This window comes from Kocuria sp. MNB10 (assembly GCF_054073685.1).
On record NZ_CM133411.1, the window covers coordinates 2170129 to 2189173 of the forward strand.

General features: G+C 69.1%; 20 protein-coding genes and 1 pseudogene. 16 read left to right on the forward strand and 5 right to left on the reverse strand.

The annotated features are described in order from the left end of the window. Window positions 1-77 precede the first annotated feature (77 nt). The 9 genes and pseudogenes from ACW9PK_RS09880 (at window position 78) to ACW9PK_RS09920 (ending at window position 8491) form a co-directional block, all read left to right on the forward strand. Window positions 78-752 (forward strand): MOSC domain-containing protein, encoded by a 675-nt coding sequence (locus ACW9PK_RS09880; RefSeq protein ID WP_064846041.1) that lies wholly within the window; start codon window positions 78-80, stop codon window positions 750-752. A gap of 179 nt (window positions 753-931) precedes the next feature. Beyond that, the gene (locus ACW9PK_RS09885; protein WP_457015732.1) at window positions 932-1804 is read left to right on the forward strand and encodes a uracil-DNA glycosylase; all 873 of its coding nucleotides are present in this window, start codon (window positions 932-934) and stop codon (window positions 1802-1804) included. 192 nt (window positions 1805-1996) lie between these two features. After that, the gene (locus ACW9PK_RS09890) at window positions 1997-2260 is read left to right on the forward strand and encodes an LLM class flavin-dependent oxidoreductase (protein ID WP_457015733.1); all 264 of its coding nucleotides are present in this window, start codon (window positions 1997-1999) and stop codon (window positions 2258-2260) included. A 91-nt stretch (window positions 2261-2351) separates the two neighbouring features. Beyond that, a complete protein-coding gene (locus ACW9PK_RS09895; RefSeq protein ID WP_457017202.1) occupies window positions 2352-3728 on the forward strand; it encodes a recombinase family protein in 1377 nt (458 codons plus the stop codon). Between the two features lie 393 nt (window positions 3729-4121). Continuing rightward, window positions 4122-4370 (forward strand): hypothetical protein, encoded by a 249-nt coding sequence (locus ACW9PK_RS09900; RefSeq protein WP_006215448.1) that lies wholly within the window; start codon window positions 4122-4124, stop codon window positions 4368-4370. Window positions 4371-4712: 342 nt separating this feature from the next. After that, complete coding sequence (locus ACW9PK_RS09905; RefSeq protein WP_040340996.1) at window positions 4713-6134, forward strand: Rep family protein; 1422 nt, start codon at window positions 4713-4715, stop codon at window positions 6132-6134. After that, window positions 6131-6721: a hypothetical protein gene (locus tag ACW9PK_RS09910; RefSeq protein ID WP_006358982.1), complete on the forward strand. Its 591-nt coding sequence runs from the start codon at window positions 6131-6133 to the stop codon at window positions 6719-6721. The genes ACW9PK_RS09905 and ACW9PK_RS09910 overlap by 4 nt, the downstream gene beginning before the upstream one ends. Then, a pseudogene (locus tag ACW9PK_RS09915) lies at window positions 6718-7131 on the forward strand (relaxase/mobilization nuclease domain-containing protein); the annotation flags it as partial. The gene ACW9PK_RS09910 and the pseudogene ACW9PK_RS09915, both read left to right, overlap by 4 nt. Before the next feature lie 460 nt (window positions 7132-7591). Then, a complete protein-coding gene (locus tag ACW9PK_RS09920) occupies window positions 7592-8491 on the forward strand; it encodes a hypothetical protein (RefSeq protein WP_246313422.1) in 900 nt (299 codons plus the stop codon). 370 nt (window positions 8492-8861) lie between these two features. Here ACW9PK_RS09920 and merA read toward each other — a convergent pair whose 3' ends face one another. Continuing rightward, window positions 8862-10283 (reverse strand): mercury(II) reductase, encoded by a 1422-nt coding sequence (merA, locus tag ACW9PK_RS09925; protein ID WP_006215442.1) that lies wholly within the window; start codon window positions 10281-10283, stop codon window positions 8862-8864. Window positions 10284-10388: 105 nt separating this feature from the next. Between merA and ACW9PK_RS09930 the strand changes: the two genes are divergently transcribed. From ACW9PK_RS09930 to ACW9PK_RS09950, 5 genes are all read left to right on the forward strand, one after another. Continuing rightward, window positions 10389-10778, forward strand: coding sequence for a heavy metal-responsive transcriptional regulator (locus ACW9PK_RS09930; RefSeq protein ID WP_006215441.1), 390 nt, complete (start codon window positions 10389-10391; stop codon window positions 10776-10778). A 38-nt stretch (window positions 10779-10816) separates the two neighbouring features. Continuing rightward, window positions 10817-11635 carry an LLM class flavin-dependent oxidoreductase gene (locus ACW9PK_RS09935; RefSeq protein WP_457015735.1) on the forward strand — a complete coding sequence of 273 codons (819 nt, stop codon included), beginning with the start codon at window positions 10817-10819 and terminating at the stop codon, window positions 11633-11635. A gap of 197 nt (window positions 11636-11832) precedes the next feature. Continuing rightward, window positions 11833-12222 carry a YchJ family protein gene (locus ACW9PK_RS09940; RefSeq protein WP_457015736.1) on the forward strand — a complete coding sequence of 130 codons (390 nt, stop codon included), beginning with the start codon at window positions 11833-11835 and terminating at the stop codon, window positions 12220-12222. Further along, the gene (locus tag ACW9PK_RS09945) at window positions 12219-12404 is read left to right on the forward strand and encodes a hypothetical protein (RefSeq protein ID WP_457015737.1); all 186 of its coding nucleotides are present in this window, start codon (window positions 12219-12221) and stop codon (window positions 12402-12404) included. The genes ACW9PK_RS09940 and ACW9PK_RS09945 overlap by 4 nt, the downstream gene beginning before the upstream one ends. A gap of 3 nt (window positions 12405-12407) precedes the next feature. Continuing rightward, entirely contained in the window at window positions 12408-12593 is a 186-nt protein-coding gene (locus ACW9PK_RS09950; RefSeq protein ID WP_457015738.1) for a hypothetical protein, read from the forward strand. A 107-nt stretch (window positions 12594-12700) separates the two neighbouring features. Here ACW9PK_RS09950 and ACW9PK_RS09955 read toward each other — a convergent pair whose 3' ends face one another. Further along, complete coding sequence (locus ACW9PK_RS09955; protein ID WP_457015740.1) at window positions 12701-13420, reverse strand: PIG-L deacetylase family protein; 720 nt, start codon at window positions 13418-13420, stop codon at window positions 12701-12703. Between the two features lie 56 nt (window positions 13421-13476). Here ACW9PK_RS09955 and ACW9PK_RS09960 point away from each other — a divergent pair, with 56 nt between their 5' ends. Continuing rightward, window positions 13477-13992 (forward strand): O-acetyl-ADP-ribose deacetylase, encoded by a 516-nt coding sequence (locus ACW9PK_RS09960; protein WP_145002510.1) that lies wholly within the window; start codon window positions 13477-13479, stop codon window positions 13990-13992. A 37-nt stretch (window positions 13993-14029) separates the two neighbouring features. On the opposite strand, the gene ACW9PK_RS09965 is transcribed toward ACW9PK_RS09960, so the two are convergent. Continuing rightward, window positions 14030-15016 (reverse strand): malate dehydrogenase, encoded by a 987-nt coding sequence (locus ACW9PK_RS09965; RefSeq protein WP_457015741.1) that lies wholly within the window; start codon window positions 15014-15016, stop codon window positions 14030-14032. 176 nt (window positions 15017-15192) lie between these two features. Here ACW9PK_RS09965 and tpx point away from each other — a divergent pair, with 176 nt between their 5' ends. Further along, window positions 15193-15690, forward strand: coding sequence for a thiol peroxidase (gene tpx / locus ACW9PK_RS09970; RefSeq protein ID WP_144997913.1), 498 nt, complete (start codon window positions 15193-15195; stop codon window positions 15688-15690). 180 nt (window positions 15691-15870) lie between these two features. On the opposite strand, the gene ACW9PK_RS09975 is transcribed toward tpx, so the two are convergent. Both ACW9PK_RS09975 and ACW9PK_RS09980 read right to left on the reverse strand, forming a co-directional pair. After that, complete coding sequence (locus ACW9PK_RS09975) at window positions 15871-18084, reverse strand: NADP-dependent isocitrate dehydrogenase (RefSeq protein WP_085107134.1); 2214 nt, start codon at window positions 18082-18084, stop codon at window positions 15871-15873. Window positions 18085-18286: 202 nt separating this feature from the next. Further along, the gene (locus ACW9PK_RS09980; protein WP_239321383.1) at window positions 18287-18823 is read right to left on the reverse strand and encodes a LapA family protein; all 537 of its coding nucleotides are present in this window, start codon (window positions 18821-18823) and stop codon (window positions 18287-18289) included. Window positions 18824-19045 lie beyond the last annotated feature (222 nt).

Below are 19045 nucleotides of genomic sequence, written 5' to 3' on the forward strand. Positions count from 1 at the left end.
GGCATGCGGACCGGCCGGACCGCGCGAGCGGCGCCCATACCCCATCCGGTGAGCAATCCCCGGGATCAGGAGGACCCATGGAGAATCCACAACTGACGGTCACGGATGCCGCGGTGGTGGCACTGCACACCGGCGCGGTGCGGCGGCAGCGCTGGGGCGGCAAGGCCTTCGACACCGCCGCGGACAAGGAGGCCCGCACGGACCGGGTGTTCCTGAGCGCCACGGGATTCATCGGCGACGAGCAAGGGGACATCCCGGTGCACGGCGGTCCCGAGAAGGCCGTGTGCTGCTATCCCCATGAGAACTACGACGCGTGGCGCCGCGAGGGCCGCGATCTGGGCCCCGGTGCGTTCTCCGAGAACCTCACGTTGCGCGGCGCCACGGAGGATCAGGTCCACCTGGGGGACGTGTACCGGGTGGGCACCGCGGTGGTCCAGGTGACCCAGCCCCGCACGCCGTGCGCCACGGTGTCCCGCAGGTGGCAGGACGCCCAGCTGCCCCGGGACATGGAGGACACCGGCCGCACGGGGTTCTACCTGCGGGTCCTGCGCGAAGGTCACGTGGCCGCGGGGGACACGTTCGAGTTCACGAGCCGGCCGTCGGGCGCGGTGTCCGTGAGCGATGTCGTGCGCATCATGAACGCCGGCATGGCGGACCCGGACGCCTACCGTGCGCTGACCCGCGCCCCGGAGTTCCCACAGCGCTGGCGCCGGCAGATCCTGCGCCGGCTCGGGGAGGACACCCTGCTCTGAGCCGCGGGCCCGACGTCGCGTGCTCGCCTCGGTCATTCTCTACCTGTTCCGCTCGGGGCGGGGACGACGGCGCTCGCGACCGGCGCGGCCCGGCTCGGGCGGCCCGCCGCTCCGCACCGCACGTCACCGCATTTCCACACCCTTCCACACCCACTCGCCCCCTTGAGACAGGCACCCGCATGGCCGAGAACCCCCAGACGCTCCTGCCCCACCCGCTCACCGGGCGGCTCTTCCCGTCCCCGGTGCCGCCCGGGACCGGGTGGCCGGAGGACCCCGCGCGAGCGGACACACCCGTGGCCCACGACGCCGCCCGGGTGCGTGAGCTCGCGGCGGGGGCGAGCGACGTCGAACAGCTCAATGCCCTGTGCAGCGTGTGTCGCACGTGCGAGCGGCTCGTCGAATGGCGGGAGGACGTGGCCGAGCACAAGCGGGCGTCGTTCGCGGGGGAACCGTACTGGGGGCGCCCGGTGCCGTCCTACGGGGACCCCATGGCGCGGCTCGTGATCGTGGGACTCGCGCCCGCGGCGAACGGCGGCAATCGGACGGGTCGCATGTTCACGGGGGATCGTGCCGGGGACTGGATCTACGCGGCGCTGTACCGCGCGGGGTTCGCGGCGAACGAGACCGTGAGCACCGCGGGGGACGGGCAGACGCTGCGCGGCGTGCGGATGATCGCCCCGGTGCGCTGCGCGCCGCCCGCCAACAAGCCCGCACCGGACGAGAAGGCGGCGTGCAGTGGGTGGTTCGAGCGGGAGATAGCGCTGCTCCCACATCTTGAGAGCATGCTCGCGCTCGGGGGCATCGCGTGGCACACGACCCTGGCCGCCGCGGCGCGCATGGGTTGGGACGTGCCCCGACCGCGCCCGAAGTTCGGCCACGGTGCCGTGGCACGGTTGCGCACGCCGGAAGGCCGCACGGTGCGACTCGTGGGGTGCTACCACGTGAGCCAGCGCAACACGTTCACGGGCCTGCTCACGCGTGAGATGCTCGACGACGTCATGGCCCTCGCCGCGGCCCCCGCCTCAGGGGAGGAGGAGTCTGGCGAGGCCTGACCCCGGGAACTGCCCCCGCGGGGCCGATTCCGGGGTGCGACGACGCCGCGCGCGCACGGACCGCTTGAAAATCACCCCCGCGGACACGGGATGCCCGGACGCCGGCGTGCGATCGACACCGAGCGGCGTCGTGCTCATCGCGGAAGAAGTTGCACGGGAAATAAAAAGGGCGGGGTCGCAGTTGCACCGGTCATGAAGGCTTTCGGATTCCTGAGTTTCGGTCATTACGGTTCCGGGCGTGGACGCGCGGACCCGGATGCTCGTCAGGCCCTCAAGGACGCGATCGAGATCGCCGAGGGCGCGGACGCGCTGGGCGTCAACGGCGCGTACTTCCGCGTGCATCACTTCGCACGCCAGTCCGCGTCCCCCATGCCCCTGTTGAGCGCCATTGCGGCCCGTACCCGCCACATCGAGGTGGGCACCGGCGTGATCGACATGCGCTACCGCATATCGTAGTTGCAACGCCCGTTCACGTAAGCTTGGTTGCATGGTCGAACTGGTAGCGCTGAGGAAGACGAACGAGGTGGCGGCGTACGTCCGCGCCTCGATGGATCGCAAGGGTGATCGGTGGACCGTCGAGACCCAGTTGCGCAAGATCAGGGCGCTCGCTGAGGCCAAGGACTGGGAGGTCGTCGAGGTCTACGACGATAACGCCGTGTCGGCGACCAAGAAGCGCCGCGCTGGCACACGGTGGGCCGAGATGCTGGACGATGCCCGCGCGGGCCGGTTCTCGATGGTGGTCGCCGTGGACATGGACCGGCTCCTGCGCAGCACGAAAGACCTCAACACGCTGATCGACCTCGGTCTGCGCGTCGTCACCGTGGACGGCGAGATCGACCTCTCGACGGCGGACGGCGAGTTCCGCGCGACGATGCTCGCGGCTCTCGCCCGCTTCGAGGCCCGACGCAAGGCTGAGCGTCAGATCAGGTCGAACGAGCGCCGTCGTGCCGAGGGCATACCCACGTCCGCCTGGAAGGCGTTCGGCTGGACGCGTGAGGGCGAGCTGATCGAGGAGGAGGCAGAGGCCGTCCGGCGAGCCTTCGATGCGTTCCTCGGCGAGCCATCGCTGTCGATCCGGCGCATCCGCGAGGACCTGAACAGCGCTGGTCACCTCACCGCCCGCGGCTCGGAATTCTCCGTCGATGCCGTGCGCTACCTGCTCGCGAACCCGCTTTACTGTGGCTACATCAAGCACTACGCATCCGGCGAGCTGTACCCGGTGCAGGGCGAGGCGTTCCCGCCCATCGTCAGCGAGCAGACGTGGCGGACCGCGGTGGCGAAGCTGGAGGACAACGTGCGGAGGTCGGCCAGGCAGGGCAACCAGCCGAAATACCTCCTGTCGACGATCGGGCTGTGCGGGAAGTGCGGTGCGACGCTCGTCTCGGGGACGAACAGCCGCAAGCAGCCGACGTATCGCTGCGGCGAGCAGTTCCACCTCACCCGCCAACGCGAGCCCGTCGATGCGATGGTCACCGAGGCAGTGCTCACCCGCCTGTCGTCGGTGGACGTGCACGACCTCGTGATGCCGCAGGAGGACGACGGGCCGGACCGCGAGGAGCTGCTGACCGAGCGGAACGCCCTGGTCGAGCGCGTCAAGGAGCTGAGCCCGCTGCTGCGCGACATCCATCAGCCGGTCCTGGAGATCACCGCGGCGATCAACGACGTGAAGGTCCGCATCGACGAGATCGACGCGGAGCTGCTCGACCGCTCGGTATCCGTGGCGGCGAAGCTGCTGGCAGACGTGGAGGAGGCGGTCGGCACCGCGGAGCGTCGCGAGGTTGTCGAGTCGAAGTGGAAGGCGTTGGACATAGACCGCCGCCGGATGCTCGTGGACGAGCTGGTGACTGTGACCATCGAGCCCATCGCGCCCGGTCACGTGAAGTTCGACCCCGACCTCATTCGCATAGAGCCGCGTCGCGACTGACTCATGAGTCAACTCGTCATTGCAATGGTGAGTCGACTCGTGGGAGAGTGGTTGCAGACAAGAAGATCCCACCGGGGCCGCGACTTAGAAGCGCGGGGTTCTGCTCCCGGATGAGTAGCCGGTCAAACAGCCCAACTACCGTGGCGGGGAACCGGAAGATACTCATATCTGAGGACTTCCGATGTCTGTCGTTATCGACGTTCCCCGCGCATCCGCGCTTGACTGCCCTGCTCTCGATCAGGACTCGTCTCCCGTTCCGCATGCTGATGGGCTCGATCCCGTCATCGCCGCCGCCCGCGCCGCCGGTCGCCGAGCCGGTGAGCGCCTGGCACTCACTCCGCTGACGCCGCGACAGCGCGCCGCCGTCGCCGCCGTGATGGGCCGTGGTCGCTGATGAGCGCGAACTCCGCCGCCTTCGATCACCTGACCAGCTTCCGCTGGCGACAGGGCGACCCGTCCCTCGCCGATGGCGAGGCCCAGCTCTACGACCTCGGCGTGCTCCGCTCCGTGCTGGAGGAGGCCGTCGAGATCGCCGTCGCCGACGCCCGCGCCGACGGGGTGACCTGGGCCAGGATCGGCGACGCCCTCGGCGTCACGCATCAGGCTGTCATCAAGCGCTACGGCCGGGGCGGTGGTCGCTGATGCACGCCGACGCACGCAACCTCAGCACCGCACCCGCCGACCTGACCCCGCCCGGAGGGCCTGGCCTGGCACCCGCCGAAGGCGGGCTGCCCATCGCCGTGATGACGGTCCGCAGCCGTGCTTCGCACTCCAAGAGTTTCGGGGGCCTCATTCGTTCCTACGGGCGCGGCAAGGGCTTGTCGATTGCCGCGCCTTGCAACAACGCGCCTGGTCAGAAGCCGATTCCGTCTTCGCTGCGTCGCGTCGCCTCGCGGGTTCATTTGAGGTCTCATTTGGGGGTCAATACGGGGTCATTTAGGCGCCGCACCCCCTCTGCGGCCCTCCACGCCGCCTGCGACGGGGGTGGTCGCCGTGGCTAAGCAGGAGAACAACCCGACGAGCATCGGGCTCACGCAGTACCTCGATCCGTCGTACTGGACCTGGGCTGCCGAGGACCCGAACGGGGCCGCGCTGCTCGAGCAGGGAGCCGGGGCGATCCTCGCCTACGTCGCGCAGCGGCTCGAGGCCATCGGCTGCGAGGTCATCGAGGCCTACGGAATCGTGCACGACAAGGATGAGCGCGAGGTCTGGAGCGACACGGAGAAGGCTCTGGTGGTCGAGCCGAAGCCCGATCACCTGCACGCGGTCATCAAGTTCGCCAGCCGTGCGAAGAGCGCGCCGCTGGCTCGGCTCGCGTTCGGCATCGGCGTCGAGCCCCAGTACGTCGAGAAGCCGGGCCGCGGTCGGTACGCCTTCGACAACATGCTGTCGTACCTGACTCACGTGAAGTATGCGGACAAGCATCAGTACGCGCCGTCGGAGGTCGCCACGGTGCGCGGGCCGGACTACCTCGGGATCGACGCCCAGCGCCGGGAGACCTGGCTCAAGGGGCGCGCCCACGTGAAGAAGAAGGTCGTCGCGGAGAACTTCGAGGACATGCGGGAGCGGGTGCTGCAGGGCGAAATCACGCGGGATCAGATCATGCTCACGGACGAACTGTTCGACATCTACTCGCGGCATCAGCGGGAGATCGACGACGCGCTGTCGGCCTACGGCCAGCGCCGCGCGTACCGGGCGGCCGCGAAGCTGCGCGCCGGTGCCTTCTCGACGCACGTGGTGTTCGTCCACGGGGATGCCGGGATCGGCAAGACTCGGTTCGCAACGGATTTCATCACCGAGGCGATTAGCGCGGCCAATGCACATGGCGAGCGGTGGCAGGTCTACCGTGCCGCGACGGGGAACCCATTGGATGACTGGCGGGGCGAGGAGGTGCTGCTGCTGGACGATCTGCGGGCCTCGGCGATGGACGCGAACGATTGGCTGCTGCTGCTCGATCCGTATAACGCCTCGCCTGCGAAGGCTCGGTACAAGAACAAGGGCGAGGTGGCTCCGCGCCTCATCGTGATTACGGCGACGATCGAGCCGGTCGAGTTCTTCTACTACGCCCGCCAGAAGGGCAACGTGGACGAGGCGCTGGACCAGTTCATCCGCCGCCTGGCGTCGGTCGTGAAGGTCTACCGCGCCGACGACATCAACCGCTACCTCGTGCAGCACATCGGGAAGATCGAGCCCTACGAGTGGCACCAGTGCAGCATCCCGACCGCCGCGCACACGCCCGGCATGTACGGCAACGCGTACCACCAGAACGCCGGGTCGCGGGAACTGACGTACGGTCCGGAGACCTCGGCGGAACACGACGCGGACGGTGCGGTCGCGGAGCTGCTCAGCGGGCTCGCGGTGCGAAGTCCGGACGTGCCGCTGGCGCTGATCGAAGGTGCCGCATGAGCACCGATCAGCATTCGCTCTTCCAGGGGGTCGAGGGGGCCGGAGGCCCCTCGCAAGCAGGGCTGGAGGACACGAGCGTCAGCGATGTGTCCGACAGGCCTACTGCTTGCCACTCTGGCGTACAGGTGGAGCAGCAGACCGACTCCCAGGTGAACACCGGTCGGGCTGATGCGGAGGCTGTGCGTCAGAGTCACGGCGGCGCGAAGCGTCGTCGTGGGGGCCGCGCGAAGCTCGATACCGACTTCGGGGAGGAGACGCTCGCGGCGCTTCGCACTCGTGCGAAGCGGCTCGGGCTGGCTCCGAGCACGTGGGTACGGACCGTCGTACGCGATGCCCTCCACGCCTCCCGCTCGGAGGAGTTGGACGCCGCCGTGGCGGCGCACCTGCTCGGGGTCGAGGCGCGTGTGCAGGCGTCGGCGGACGCTCGTGAGCTGGCTGCCCAGGTGCGCCCGCTGGCGATCAACGTCAACGACTTGGATCGCCGCGCGCGCGCCGGTGAGGCGGTGGCGCTGTCGTCGGAGGTGCCCGAGCTGATCGAGCTGCTGCGCGAGGTCCGCGCCTTGCTCGGGGATCGGACGGCCGCATGAGCACCACCCACTACAGCCCGAGCACCAGCGCCGCCGACACCGAGCGCTATATCCGCGGGAAGGAGGACGAGCGGGGCGTCGCGATCACGTGCGAAGTGCCGGGAGGCCCTGGCGCATTCTCGGCGCGCGCACGGGCGCTCACGCAGAACACCACGCGCGAGGTCGAGGCGCTGCATTACCGGCAGTCTTTCAGCGACGAGGAGTTCGACCCGAAGAACCCGGAGCACGTGCAGCGGGTGAACGATCTCGGCTATCAGCTCGCGAAGAAGATGCATCCGGATTCCGACTGCCTCGTGGTCAGTCATGTGGATGGGCGGGGAAAGAAGCCGCACAATCATATTTTGGTTCTCAATCACAACAACCGTACGGGTAAGGCGCTCTCGGACTATCGCACGTTCCACGACCGCAAGGCCGGGAATCAGAAAGGCGTGCAGTCGGCGAACGACGAGCTGATGCGCGAGCACGGGCTCTCGGTCGTGAAGCGGCTGGAGCGCGTGCCGAAGGACTGGGAGCTGCGCCGCGAGGACTTCGCCGAGGGGTCGCTCGACCGCGAGATGGGCGACCGGATGAGCGCGGCGCTGGCAGATCCCCGCGCGGTGGACAAGGCCGGTCTCGAAGCGGTGATCGAGGAGCAGAACCAGCAGCTCGTCGATGACGGGGAGCGGGTGCCGCGGATGCGGCTGCACAGCCCCGTCAGCAAGAAGGGCAAGCGCGCCGGTCAGGAGACCTGGACGCTCTACATCGAGGACCGCCGCGGCGAGTCCGGGCGTGCCGAGCGCCGCAAACGCACGAGCGCACTCTCGGCGGACTTCACCCCGGAGGGCGCGCAGGCGTTCTTCGACTACCACCAGCAGCAGAAGGAGCAGGAACATGAGCGCAGCACTCGACAGGCTGAAGCAGCAGAACGGGCCCGTGCAGTCGCCGCAGCCGCTCGGCAGTCCGGAGACGATGGAGGCGTTGACCTCGATCCTCACCGCCGTCGAGGCGCAGAACGCGAGGCTCGACCGGCTGGCCGAGCAGCAGAAGAAGCTCGCGGGGTTCGTGAAGGTCATGGACGAGGAGACGACGAGGCGGCTGGAGCGGATCACGACCCCGGCGTCGACCTCCTCGCCCTCCAGCGACGTGTCCGCGAGGATCGCGAGTATCGAGAGCAGGCAGAACGAGATCGCGAGCACGCTCGGCGAGTTCGCGCAGAGTCTCAACGGCGAGAGCTTGAACGCCGCGTCGCGAACCTTGGTCGCGGAGGCGCAGAAGAATCGCGCGGCTACGGCCTCGGCGATTGAGGGTCTGAAGGTGCAGGCCACAACGAACCAGAAGCTTGTGAGCCAGGTCGGCGGCGCGGTGCAGCGGATCGAGAAGCGTACTGAGGAGCGGGTCGAGAAGGCCGTCGAGCAGGTCGCCGGGGAGGCCTCGGCCACGATGACCGCGAACCTCGACGCCTCGAACGAGCGCGCCGAGCGGATGATGGCGGCGACGGCGAAGCTCGAAGCGCGTCAGCTCTGGTCGGCCGCCGCTGCGATGTGCCTCGCCCTGCTGCCGGTGGTCGTGGTCGTCGCCGGGCTCTGGATGGGCATCGCCGGTCTCATCACGGGCGCTCAGTGGGCGCTCGACGTGGACGGGCGCATCTGGCTCGGCATCGGGCGCTGGCTCGTGGTCTCCGTGGGTCTCGCCGGGGCCGGCTACGGGCTCTTCGCGTCCGTCCGCTCGGCCGCCGGTCTCGTGGAGACGTGGAAGGGTCGCGGGGTGCCGAAGTGGCCGAGGTGGCGATGATGGCTGGATCCGCTCGAGCTACCGGTTCCGATCAGCGGTCGAAGGATTTTCGCAGCAGCCGGTCCTGCGGCCTCGGTGCCGCCGCCCTAACCTGACGAGCATCCCCGCCGTGACGGCCATCACGACGGCGATCCCGGCACCGATGATCCAGGGGTTACCGAGGAGCCCACCGACGCCCGCGAGTGCTCCGCCCGCCGCGATGAGCGGCAGGCCGCAACAGAGCAGCAACGGAAGCGCGCAGCATGCCAGCAAGAGCAGTCCGGTCCCTGCAGCGACGACGGGACCGGCGCGCCGTTCGTCGCGGTCCTGATCGGCGCTCGTCGTCTGCACCTCTTCAGGATGAGATCTCCCCGATTGCCTGCGCTGCCGGTCATGCGCAGCACGACAGCAGCGACGGGTCGGTGGTGAAGGCCTTCGCGGCGATCCGGATGCCCTCGGCCATCGTCAGGTAGGGAGCCCAGGCGTCGGCGATCTCGGCGACGGTCTTGCCGAGCACGTGGACACCGGCGGCGGCGAGCTCTCCGGCGTCCTTGGCGACGGCGGTCAGGCCGAGGATCTCGTTCGTGTCGGCGTTCACGACGATCTTGATGAACCCGCGGGTGTCGCGGTTGACCAGCGCGCGGGGCACGTGGTGCAGCGGCAGGACGCGGCAATCGCAGCGGATCCCCGCAGCAAGCACTTCCTTCTCGGTCATCCCGACCGCTCCGATCGCGGGCCCGGTGAACGTCACCCGCGGCAGGCGGGAATAGTCGACGGCACGATCGGCGTCGGCGAACGCGTTCTCGGCGACGAGGGTGCCGTGGTGGGCGGCGACGTAGACGAACTCGGGGTGCCCGGTCACGTCGCCCGCGGCCCAGATCCGCGGGTTCGAGGACCGCAGCCGGTCGGAGACGACCACCTCGCCGGAGTCCCCGGTCTTCACCCCGACCGCATCGAGGTTCAGGCCATCGGTGACGGGACGGCGTCCGAGGGCGACGAGCACCTGCTCGGCGCGGAACTCCTGCGAGTCGCCGGACACGTCGGCGGTCACGACGGCCTCGCCTCCCGTGCCGCGGGAGACCCGGGTGGGCACCACGCGGCGGACGACGCGGATGCCTTCGTCGGCGAACGCCTCCTGAAGCGCCTTGGACACCTCCGGCTCCTCCTTCGAGGCGAGCCGGGACCGCACCAGCAGCGTGACCTGCGAGCCGAGGCGAGCGAACAGCTGCGCCTGCTCCAGGGCGACGTAGCCGCCGCCGAGCACCAGCAACGACTCAGGAACCTCAGCGAGTTCCATTGCCGTGGTCGAGGTCAGGTACCCGGTCTCCTCCAGGCCGTCGATCGGCGGAGCCCACGGGCGAGAACCAGTCGCGACCAGGAAGTGGTCGGCCTCGATGGTCTCGACCGTCCCGTCGCCGGCGATGATCTCCAGTACCGGGGCGTCTGGGCCGCCGGCGAACGATGCATCGCCGCGGCGGACCTGCCAGCCGTAGGAGTCGGCGACGTCGGCGTACTTCTCGCCGCGCAGCGACTCGACCAGCGCCTGCTTCCCGGCGATCAGCGCAGGCATGTCCACTGTCTCAGCCGTCGCCGCGATCCCCGGGAACCGGCCTGAAGCGTCGGCGGCGACGTGACGGGTGTCGGCAGCGGCGATGAGGGCCTTCGACGGCACGCAGCCGGTGTTCACGCAGGTGCCGCCGAGCGTCCCGCGCTCGATCATCACCACCGACTTGCCGAGCGTGGTCGCACGGATGGCGGCGGCGAATGCTCCGCCTCCGGATCCGATGATGGCGAGGTCGTACTTGGTAGGCATCGCTGCTCCTGTCAGTCCTTGGCTTTCTGCTCTGTCTCAGCCATACTGGACCTTCCAGTGCAGGGGAAGGTCAAGCCTGCTCCTGCCGAACGATCGGAGGCCGCGATGCGCATCGGAGAACTCGCCGAACGCGCGGGCACCACGGCGAAGACGCTCCGCTTCTACGAGGGGCAGGGGCTGCTTCCGCCGGCCGAGCGCACGCAGTCCGGCTATCGCGACTACGCACCCGAGACGGTCGCCCGGATCGACTTCGTCCACCGCGGCCAGGCCGCGGGCCTCACCCTCGCCCAGATCCGCCAGATCCTCGACATCCGCGACGGCGGCCATGCGCCCTGCGAGCACGTGCGCGACCTGCTTGACGTGCGCCTCGCTGAGATCGAGCAGCAGATCGCGCAGCTCTCCGTGCTGCGCGACACTATCGCGGACCTCAGACAGGACGCCGCGCACCCGGACCCTGAAACGTGCAGCACCGATCAAGTGTGTAGGTACTTGTAGACGACGGTAGCCAATGACTCCAACGCTACAACCCCGATATGCGCTATGAGAACCCGCTCTACCTCGCGGAGGAAGCGGCCCAGTTGGACCTCATCGCGGACGGCCGCGTGGCCCTCGGCGTGAGCCGCGGTTCACCTGAGCCCGCGCTGCGCGGGTGGGAGGCGTTCGGCTACCTGGGTTCCACGGATCCGCGCGGTGCGGACATCGCCCGGGAGCACTTCGACACGTTCCTGCGGGCCATCAAGCGTGAGCCCATGACCTACGCGGATCCCGCCCAGTACGGCGCGGGAGCACGGCTCGCCATCGAACCGCAATCACCGGGTCTCGCGGAACGCGTGTGGTGGGGTGCCGGTTCGGGCCGGACCGCCGAGTGGGCGGGCGAGCAGGGCGTGAACCTCATGAGTTCCACGCTGCTCACGGAGGCCAACGAGGGTACGTTCGCCGCGCAACAGGCCGATCAGTTGCGCCGCTACCGCGAGGCCTTCGCGAAGGCGGGCCACACGCGTGCGCCGCGCACGTCCGTGAGCCGCAGCGTGTTCCCGATCGTGGGCCCCGAGGACGAGATCTTCTCCTACATGGGCGCGCGCGAGTCCCGCGACCAGGTGGGCGTGATCGACGGGTTCACCTCCACGTTCGGGCGCACCTACGCCGATTCGCCGGACGTCCTCATCGAGCAGCTGCGCGCCGACGACGCCGTCATGTCCGCCGACACCCTCATGCTCACTATCCCGAGCCAGCTGGGCCCCGAGCTGAACCTGCGCATCCTCGAGAACTTCGCCAAGCACGTGGCACCCGCCCTCGGGTGGAAACCCAACACGGAGGGCCCGGTCCAGGGGTACTCGATCGCGGGTCGCTGACCGCCGGAGCCATCGCCGCACGGGGCGGGCCGCGGGATGTGCCCGACGACGATCGTCGGACCCGCGGCCCCCGCGCCGCCCGCTGACGTACCGCCCGGCTGTCATGCGGCCCGACCGGCGAAGGCCACGTGCACGCGCCGGGTAGGGCGACGTCGCACCCCGAGGGGTGGGGGCAGCGCGGGGGTAAACTCCCGCGCATGAGTGTTTGTCCCTGCGGTGGGCTGCCCGCCGGTGCCCCGTTCGAACAGTGCTGCGGCCCCGCGGTGCGTCACGAGCGGTGGCCCGTGACCGCGGAGGCCCTCATGCGTTCGCGCTACACCGCGTTCGCCACGGGCGACGACGACCACCTGTTCCGCACGTGGCACCCCGCGAACCGTCCCGCGGACACCGCGAGCGATCCCCGGGTCGAATGGACGGGGCTCACGATCGTGCGCACGGAGGCAGGCGGGGAGGACGACGCCGTTGGCACCGTCGAGTTCGAGGCCACCTACCGCGGTCCCGACGGTCCGGGCGTGCTGCGCGAGAACTCACGGTTCGCCAGGCGCGCAGGCCGGTGGTTCTATACGGCCCCGGTCGAGGACGCGTGAGCGGCACAGCCACGGCAGGGATCACCGGACGGGCACTGGGTGCGCTGAAGAGCACTGTGGCGAGCCTGCCGCGGTCGTGCTTTGCGGTGGTCATGGCCTCCGGCATCGTCTCCGTGGGGGCGTACCACCTGGGATTCCACGGACCCACCACCGTGGTCATGGGGTTCGCACTCGTGGTCTAGGCGATGCTCGTGGTCCTCACCGCGTGGCGCGTGGTCGCCTATCCGCAGCGGGTTCTCGAGGACCTGCACGTCCCCGCCCGGGCCGTCGGGTTCTTCACCGGGGTGGCCGGGACCAACGTGGTCGCGGTGTGTCTCATCGCGCTGGGGGAGACCGTTCCCGTGACGTGCTCGCCCGGGGGGAGGGGCTGACTGCTACGAGACATTGCGGGGAGGCGAACGGCGCCAGTGCCAGCGTCCCCGCGGAGGCACGGGCGCCGTCGCCCCTGGTGACGTCTTCGCGGACAACTCCGAGGACGTCAGAGCGGGAAGACCCGCACCCCGAGAGCGTGGTCCACACCCGCGGCGCGCCCGGCGCCTTCGGTCATGCCCGTGATCATCTCGTGCGGATCCGGGTGCCCGTCCAGCGCGGCGAGGTACTGCTCGTGGCAGCGCAGCGACTCGACCGCCACGGTGATGTCCTCCTCGGACAGTTCGATCGCATGATCGGGTTGCGCGCCCGTGACGAGCAACCGTTCGGCGCCCCACGCCTCGAGCCCCTCGTCCTCGAGCAGCTCCCGGAACACCCACGGATTATCGGCGTCCCGCAGAGCGTCGAGCGCGGCCATCCCGGCCACGCGGTGGTCGGCCTGGTTGAGACCCCACCCGGCCTCCACGGACCAGTCGATCGTGACCATGGTGTCCGGGCGGACCTCGCGGATCACCCGCGCGATCCTGCGCCGCAGGTCTAGTCCGTATTGGAGGGTCCCGTCCGGCAGGTCCAGGACCCGCAGATCGGTGACCCCCACGGCCCGGCACGCCGCTTCCTGTTCGCCCCGCCGCAACGGGCCGACGTTGCTCGGATCGCGGTCCCGGATCCCCGCCTCCCCGGCGGTCAACAATAGGTAGCTCACCGTCGCGCCGCGCCGGGTCCAGCGGGCGACGGCGGCCGAACCCCCGTACTCCATGTCGTCCGGGTGGGCCACCACGCACAGGACGGTGTGGACCCCTGAATCGTCGAACAGTTCGAGATCGGCCATGCTCCCAGCCTAGGGGCCCATGGGGTTCGGTGACAGGGCGGGACTAGTGTGGCCGTATGAACATCGAGATTCGCAAGGGTGACATCACGAAAGTCCACGCGGACGCGATCGTCAACGCGGCCAACTCCAAGCTCCTGGGCGGAGGCGGTGTGGACGGGGCGATCCACCGCGCCGCCGGGAAACAGCTGCTCGCCGAGTGCAAGCAGTTGCGGGAGACGACCCTCCCGGACGGGCTGCCCGCGGGCGGGGCCGTGGCGACCAAGGGGTATGACCTGCCCGCCACGTGGGTCATCCACACGGTGGGCCCGGTGTTCGCGAAGAAGACCGATCGCAGTGACGTCCTGGCCTCGTGCTACCGCGAGTCGCTGCGCGTGGCGGACGAGATCGGCGCCGTGTCCGTGGCCTTCCCCGCGGTCTCCGCCGGGATCTACGGCTGGCCCATGGACGACGCCGCCCGGATCGCCGTGCGCACGGTCCTCGCCGCGGACACCTCCGTGGACACCGTCGTCTTCGTCCCCTTCTCCGACGCCGCCGAGCAAGCGTTCCGCGACGCCCTGGCCGAGAACTCCTGACCCGCCCCACACACGGCGGTGCGGGTCAGGGCCGGGCTCAGATCAAGCCCAGTTGCTGCACGGCGTCGCGCTCGGACTCGAGTTCCGCCACGGACGCGTCGATGCGTGAACGCGAGAACTCGGAGATCTCCAGGCCCTGCACCACGGACCAGTCGCCCCCGGACGTGGTGACCGGGAACGAGCTGACCAGGCCGGCCGGGACACCGTAGGAACCGTCGGAGACCACGGCCATGGACGTCCAGTCCCCGTGGCGGTTACCGAGCATGAGGTCGCGGGCGTGATCGAGCGTCGCGCTCGCCGCGGATGCGGCGGAGGACGCACCGCGGGCCTGCAGCACCGCCGCACCCCGCTGGGACACCGTGGGGATGAACGTGTCCGTGACCCATTTGCGGGACACCAGGTCCAGGGCGGGCCGCCCGGCCACAATGGCGTGGTCCAGATCCGGGTACTGCGTGGCGGAGTGGTTGCCCCACACGCTGAGGTTCTTGACCGTCGCGACCGAGGTTTTGGTCTCAGCGGCGAGCATGGCCGCGGCCCGGTTGTGGTCCAACCGGGTCAGGGCGCTGAACCGGGACTCGGGTATGTCCGGGGCGTTGCGCTGGGCGATCAGCGCGTTGGTATTGGCCGGGTTGCCGGTCACGACCACGCGCACGTCGTCGTGGGCCACGTCGTTGAGGGCTCGGCCCTGTTCCGTGAAGATCGCACCGTTGGCCTCAAGCAGGTCGCTGCGTTCCATCCCCTTGGCCCGCGGGCGGGCACCCACGAGCAAGGCGAGCTGAGCGCCGTCGAACACCGTGCGGGCGTCGGAGTCGATCTCCACGTCCGCGAGCAGCGGGAACGCGCAGTCCTGCAGTTCCATGACGGTTCCCTCGAGGGCGGGCAGGGCCTGCGGGATCTCCAGAAGCCTCAGCCGGACGGGGCGTTCGGGGCCGAGCAGGTCCCCGTGAGCGATTCGGAACAGCAGGCTATATCCGATCTGGCCGGCGGCGCCGGTCACGGCCACGGTGACGGGAGTGGTATTCACGGTGATTCCTCCTGGGCTGCGCGCTCCGGGGTGCCCGGCGGTCACGCGACTCTGATGCGGGGTACCCGTGTGACTCGTCTCACGGGGCAGGGTGGCACAGAGGCTATCAGCGAGCCCGGTTCAGCGCACGGCGGACATACGTGTCACGGGCCAGTGGCGCGCACCACAATGGAGACATGGCTACTACTGCATTCCAAGGAAACCCCGTCCACACCGTCGGCGAGCTGCCCGCCCAGGGAGAGCCCGCGCCGTCCTTCGACCTCGTGGGAGCGGATCTGAGCCCCGTGGCCTCGGACGAGTTCACGGGCAAGCGCATGGTGCTCAACATCTTCCCGTCCCTGGACACGGGCGTGTGTGCCCAGTCCGTGCGCGAGTTCAACCAGCGCGCCGCGTCCCTGCAGAACACCGCCGTGGTGTGTGTCTCCAAGGACCTGCCGTTTGCGCAGGGCCGGTTCTGCGCCGCGGAGGGCATCGACAACGTCACCACCGCGTCCGCGTTCCGTTCGTCGTTCGGCGAGGACTACGGTGTGACCCAGACGGACGGCCCGCTCGAGGGTCTGCTGGCCCGCGCCGTCGTGGTCGTGGATGAGAACGGCAAGGTCGTCCACGCCCAGCTCGTCGAGGAGATCACCGAGGAGCCGGACTACGACGCCGCTGTCGCCGCCGTCTCCTGATCAGCTCACCGGAGGAGGGGCGGGGCCGTGCGGCCCCGCCCCTTTCGCGTGTCCGGATCTTTCGGGACGGATAACTAACGACGCCGCACCGCCCCCGTACGGAGGCGACGCGGCGTCGTCGTCGGTTGCTGCGCGTGCGCGAACCTGGGTCCGTCACCACGCGCGAGAGAATCCGGAACGTCAGGCGCTGAGCCCGTCCACGATCTCGTTGAGCGTGGCGGAGGGGCGCATCACCGCGGAGACCTTCTCCGGGACGGGCCAGTAGTACCCGCCGAGATCCGCGGGGGAACCCTGCACGTCCAGCAGTTCGGCGTTGATGGTGTCCTCGTTCTCGCGCAGCTCGGAAGCGACCTTCTGGAACGCCTGCGCGAGCTCGGAGTCCTCGGTCTGCTGCGCGAGCTCTTCGGCCCAGAACATGGCCAGGTAGTAGTGCGAACCGCGGTTGTCGAGCTCGTTGACCTTCCGGGACGGGGACTTGTTCTCGTTGAGGAAGGTCCCGGTCGCGCGGTCCAGGGTATCCGCGAGGACCTGCGCCTTGGCGTTGTCGTAGCGGCTGGCGAGGTGTTCGAAGGACGCGGCGAGCGCCAGGAACTCACCCAGGGAATCCCAGCGCAGGTGGTTCTCCTCCTGCAGCTGCTGCACGTGCTTGGGCGCGGAACCACCGGCGCCGGTCTCGAACAGGCCACCGCCGTTCATGAGCGGCACGATGGACAGCATCTTGGCGGACGTGCCCAGTTCCAGGATGGGGAACAGGTCCGTGAGGTAGTCGCGCAGCACGTTACCGGTCACCGAGATGGTGTCCTCGCCGCGGCGCAGCCGCTCCACCGTGAACTTGGTGGCCTCCGCGGGGGAGAGGATCCGCAGGTCCAGACCGTCGGTGTCCTCCTCCGCGAGGTACTGCTCCACCTTGGTGATCAGGTTGCGGTCGTGGGCGCGGGACTCGTCCAGCCAGAACACGGCGGGCATCCCGGAGTCGCGGGAACGCCGCACGGCCAGCTGCACCCAGTCCTTGATGGGGGCGTCCTTGGCCTGGCACGCACGCCAGATGTCACCGGGCTGGACCTCGTGGGACAGCAGCACCTCACCGGCACCGTTGACCACCTGGACGGTGCCAGCGTCTTGGATCTCGAAGGTCTTGTCGTGGGAGCCGTACTCCTCGGCCTTCTGTGCCATCAAACCCACATTGGGGACGGTACCCATGGTCGTGGGATCGTACGCGCCGTTCTCGCGGCAGTCGTCGATCACGACCTGGTAGACCCCCGCGTAGGAGGAGTCCGGCAACACGGCCAGGGTGTCCTTCTGCTCGCCCTCGCGACCCCACATCTTTCCGGACGTGCGGATCATGGCGGGCATGGAGGCGTCCACGATCACGTCCGAGAGCACGTGGAGATTGGTGATGCCCTTGTCCGAGTTCACGTAGGCCAGCTCGGGGCCCTCGTCGATCGCCTTGTCGAACGCGGCCTTGATCTCCCGGCCGTTGTCCAGGGCGTCCAGGCCCGAGAGGATTCCACCCAGGCCGTCGTTGGGGGACAGCCCCACCTTGGCGAGGTCCTCTCCGTAGCGGTCGAAGACGTCCCGGAAGAACGCGGTGACCACGTGGCCGAAGATGATGGGGTCGGAGACCTTCATCATGGTGGCCTTGAGGTGGGTGGAGAACAGGACGTCCTCGGACTTGGCGCGGGCCACCTGCTCCGCGAGGAACGCGTCCAGCGCGGCGGCGCTCATGAAGGTGCCGTCCACGACCTCACCGGCCAGTACGGGCAAGGACTCCTTGAGCACCGTGGTGCCCCGGTCGGTGACGAGCTGGATGGTCAGGGTGTCGTCCTCGGGGATGATCACGGACTTCTCGTTGCTGCGGAAGTCGTCGTGGCCGAGGGTGGCCACGTTGGTCTTGGAGTCCTTGCTCCACGCGCCCATGGAGTGCGGGTGCTGCCGGGCGTAGTTCTTCACGGCCTTGGGGGCACGGCGGTCCGAGTTGCCCTCGCGCAGCACGGGGTTCACGGCGGAGCCCTTGACACGGTCGTAACGCGCGCGGATGTCCTTGGCCTCGTCCGAGGTGGCGACCTCGGGGTAGTCCGGCAGGTCGTAGCCGTCCGCCTGCAACTCCTTGATGGTGGCCTTCAGCTGCGGGATGGACGCGGAGATGTTCGGCAGCTTGACGATGTTCGCTTCCGGGGTCTCCACGAGTTCGCCCAGCTCGGCCAGGGTGTCCGGGACCCGCTGTTCGTCGGTGAGGCGGTCCGGGAACTGGGCCAGGATGCGCGCGGCCAGGGAAATGTCCCGGGTCTCCACCTCCACACCGGCGGTGGAGGCGAACGCCTCCACGATCGGCTTGAACGAGTACGTAGCGAGCAGGGGTGCTTCGTCGGTCTCGGTGTAGATGATCTTGGGCATGAGCGATGGCTCCTTGCATTGACGGTCACTGGGCTGCCTCCCAGGATACCCGCTGGCCCGCGCCCGATTCCGTGTGCGGCGGGCCCACCGGCTGGTCACCACGCGCCCTACGCGCTGTCACGCTCGCGCACTCCCCGGAGTACGACGACGCGCGGCGCCGGTCCCGATCGACCGACGCCGCGCGCCGTGGTGCAGTGGGCTCTCAGCCGTGCAGCGAGGTCCTGATCCGCTCGCGCTCGCGTTCGAGCTTGCGCACGCGGTGACCCAAAGAGAACATCCGCACGGACCCCACGAGGGCCATGATCAGGGCCCCGGCGATCGCCGAGAGCAGCATGGCCACGCCCAACGGGAGGCTGAACGTCCACGCCATGTACTCGAATCGCGTGGCCACGTTGTTCTGGATGATAAAGACCAGCAACAAAATCAGCACGATCACGCCCAGGATCAGCGCCGCCCACACGGTCCCCGACACGCCGCGCTTGACGGGCTTGTCCAGCGAGGGATCCACGGGGGAGGCCGTACCCCCTGCCCCCGAGGCCGAGTGCGCGGTCCCGCTGTCTGTGACCGCCGTCCCGGGATGTTGCGCGTCCACGGGGGCCGACGGCGCCGGGTGCGCGTCCGCGTACCCCTCGCGCAGCGGTTTGCCCGCGGAACGGGAGCCGGGAGTGTGAGGCGGGCGTGCGGCGTCGTCCGGGGGGAGACGGGGCGCGTTACGGGGCTCGTGCGGTGTGTTGGTCACGGGGGGCCTCCTGACGGGGCGAAGTGATGATGGCAACAGCGTACGGCCAATATCACGGAATGTGATTCGATGCTCGGCATTGCCCGCGCCACGACGAAATCATTCGACACTCCCGAGACACGCGGGAGGTTTCTCCCCGAAAAGGTTATCCGCGAGTAACCTGTGCTTCATCATGAGACGCACCACAATTCATCGGTGATGCCGGCCCCGGCTTGGGGTAAC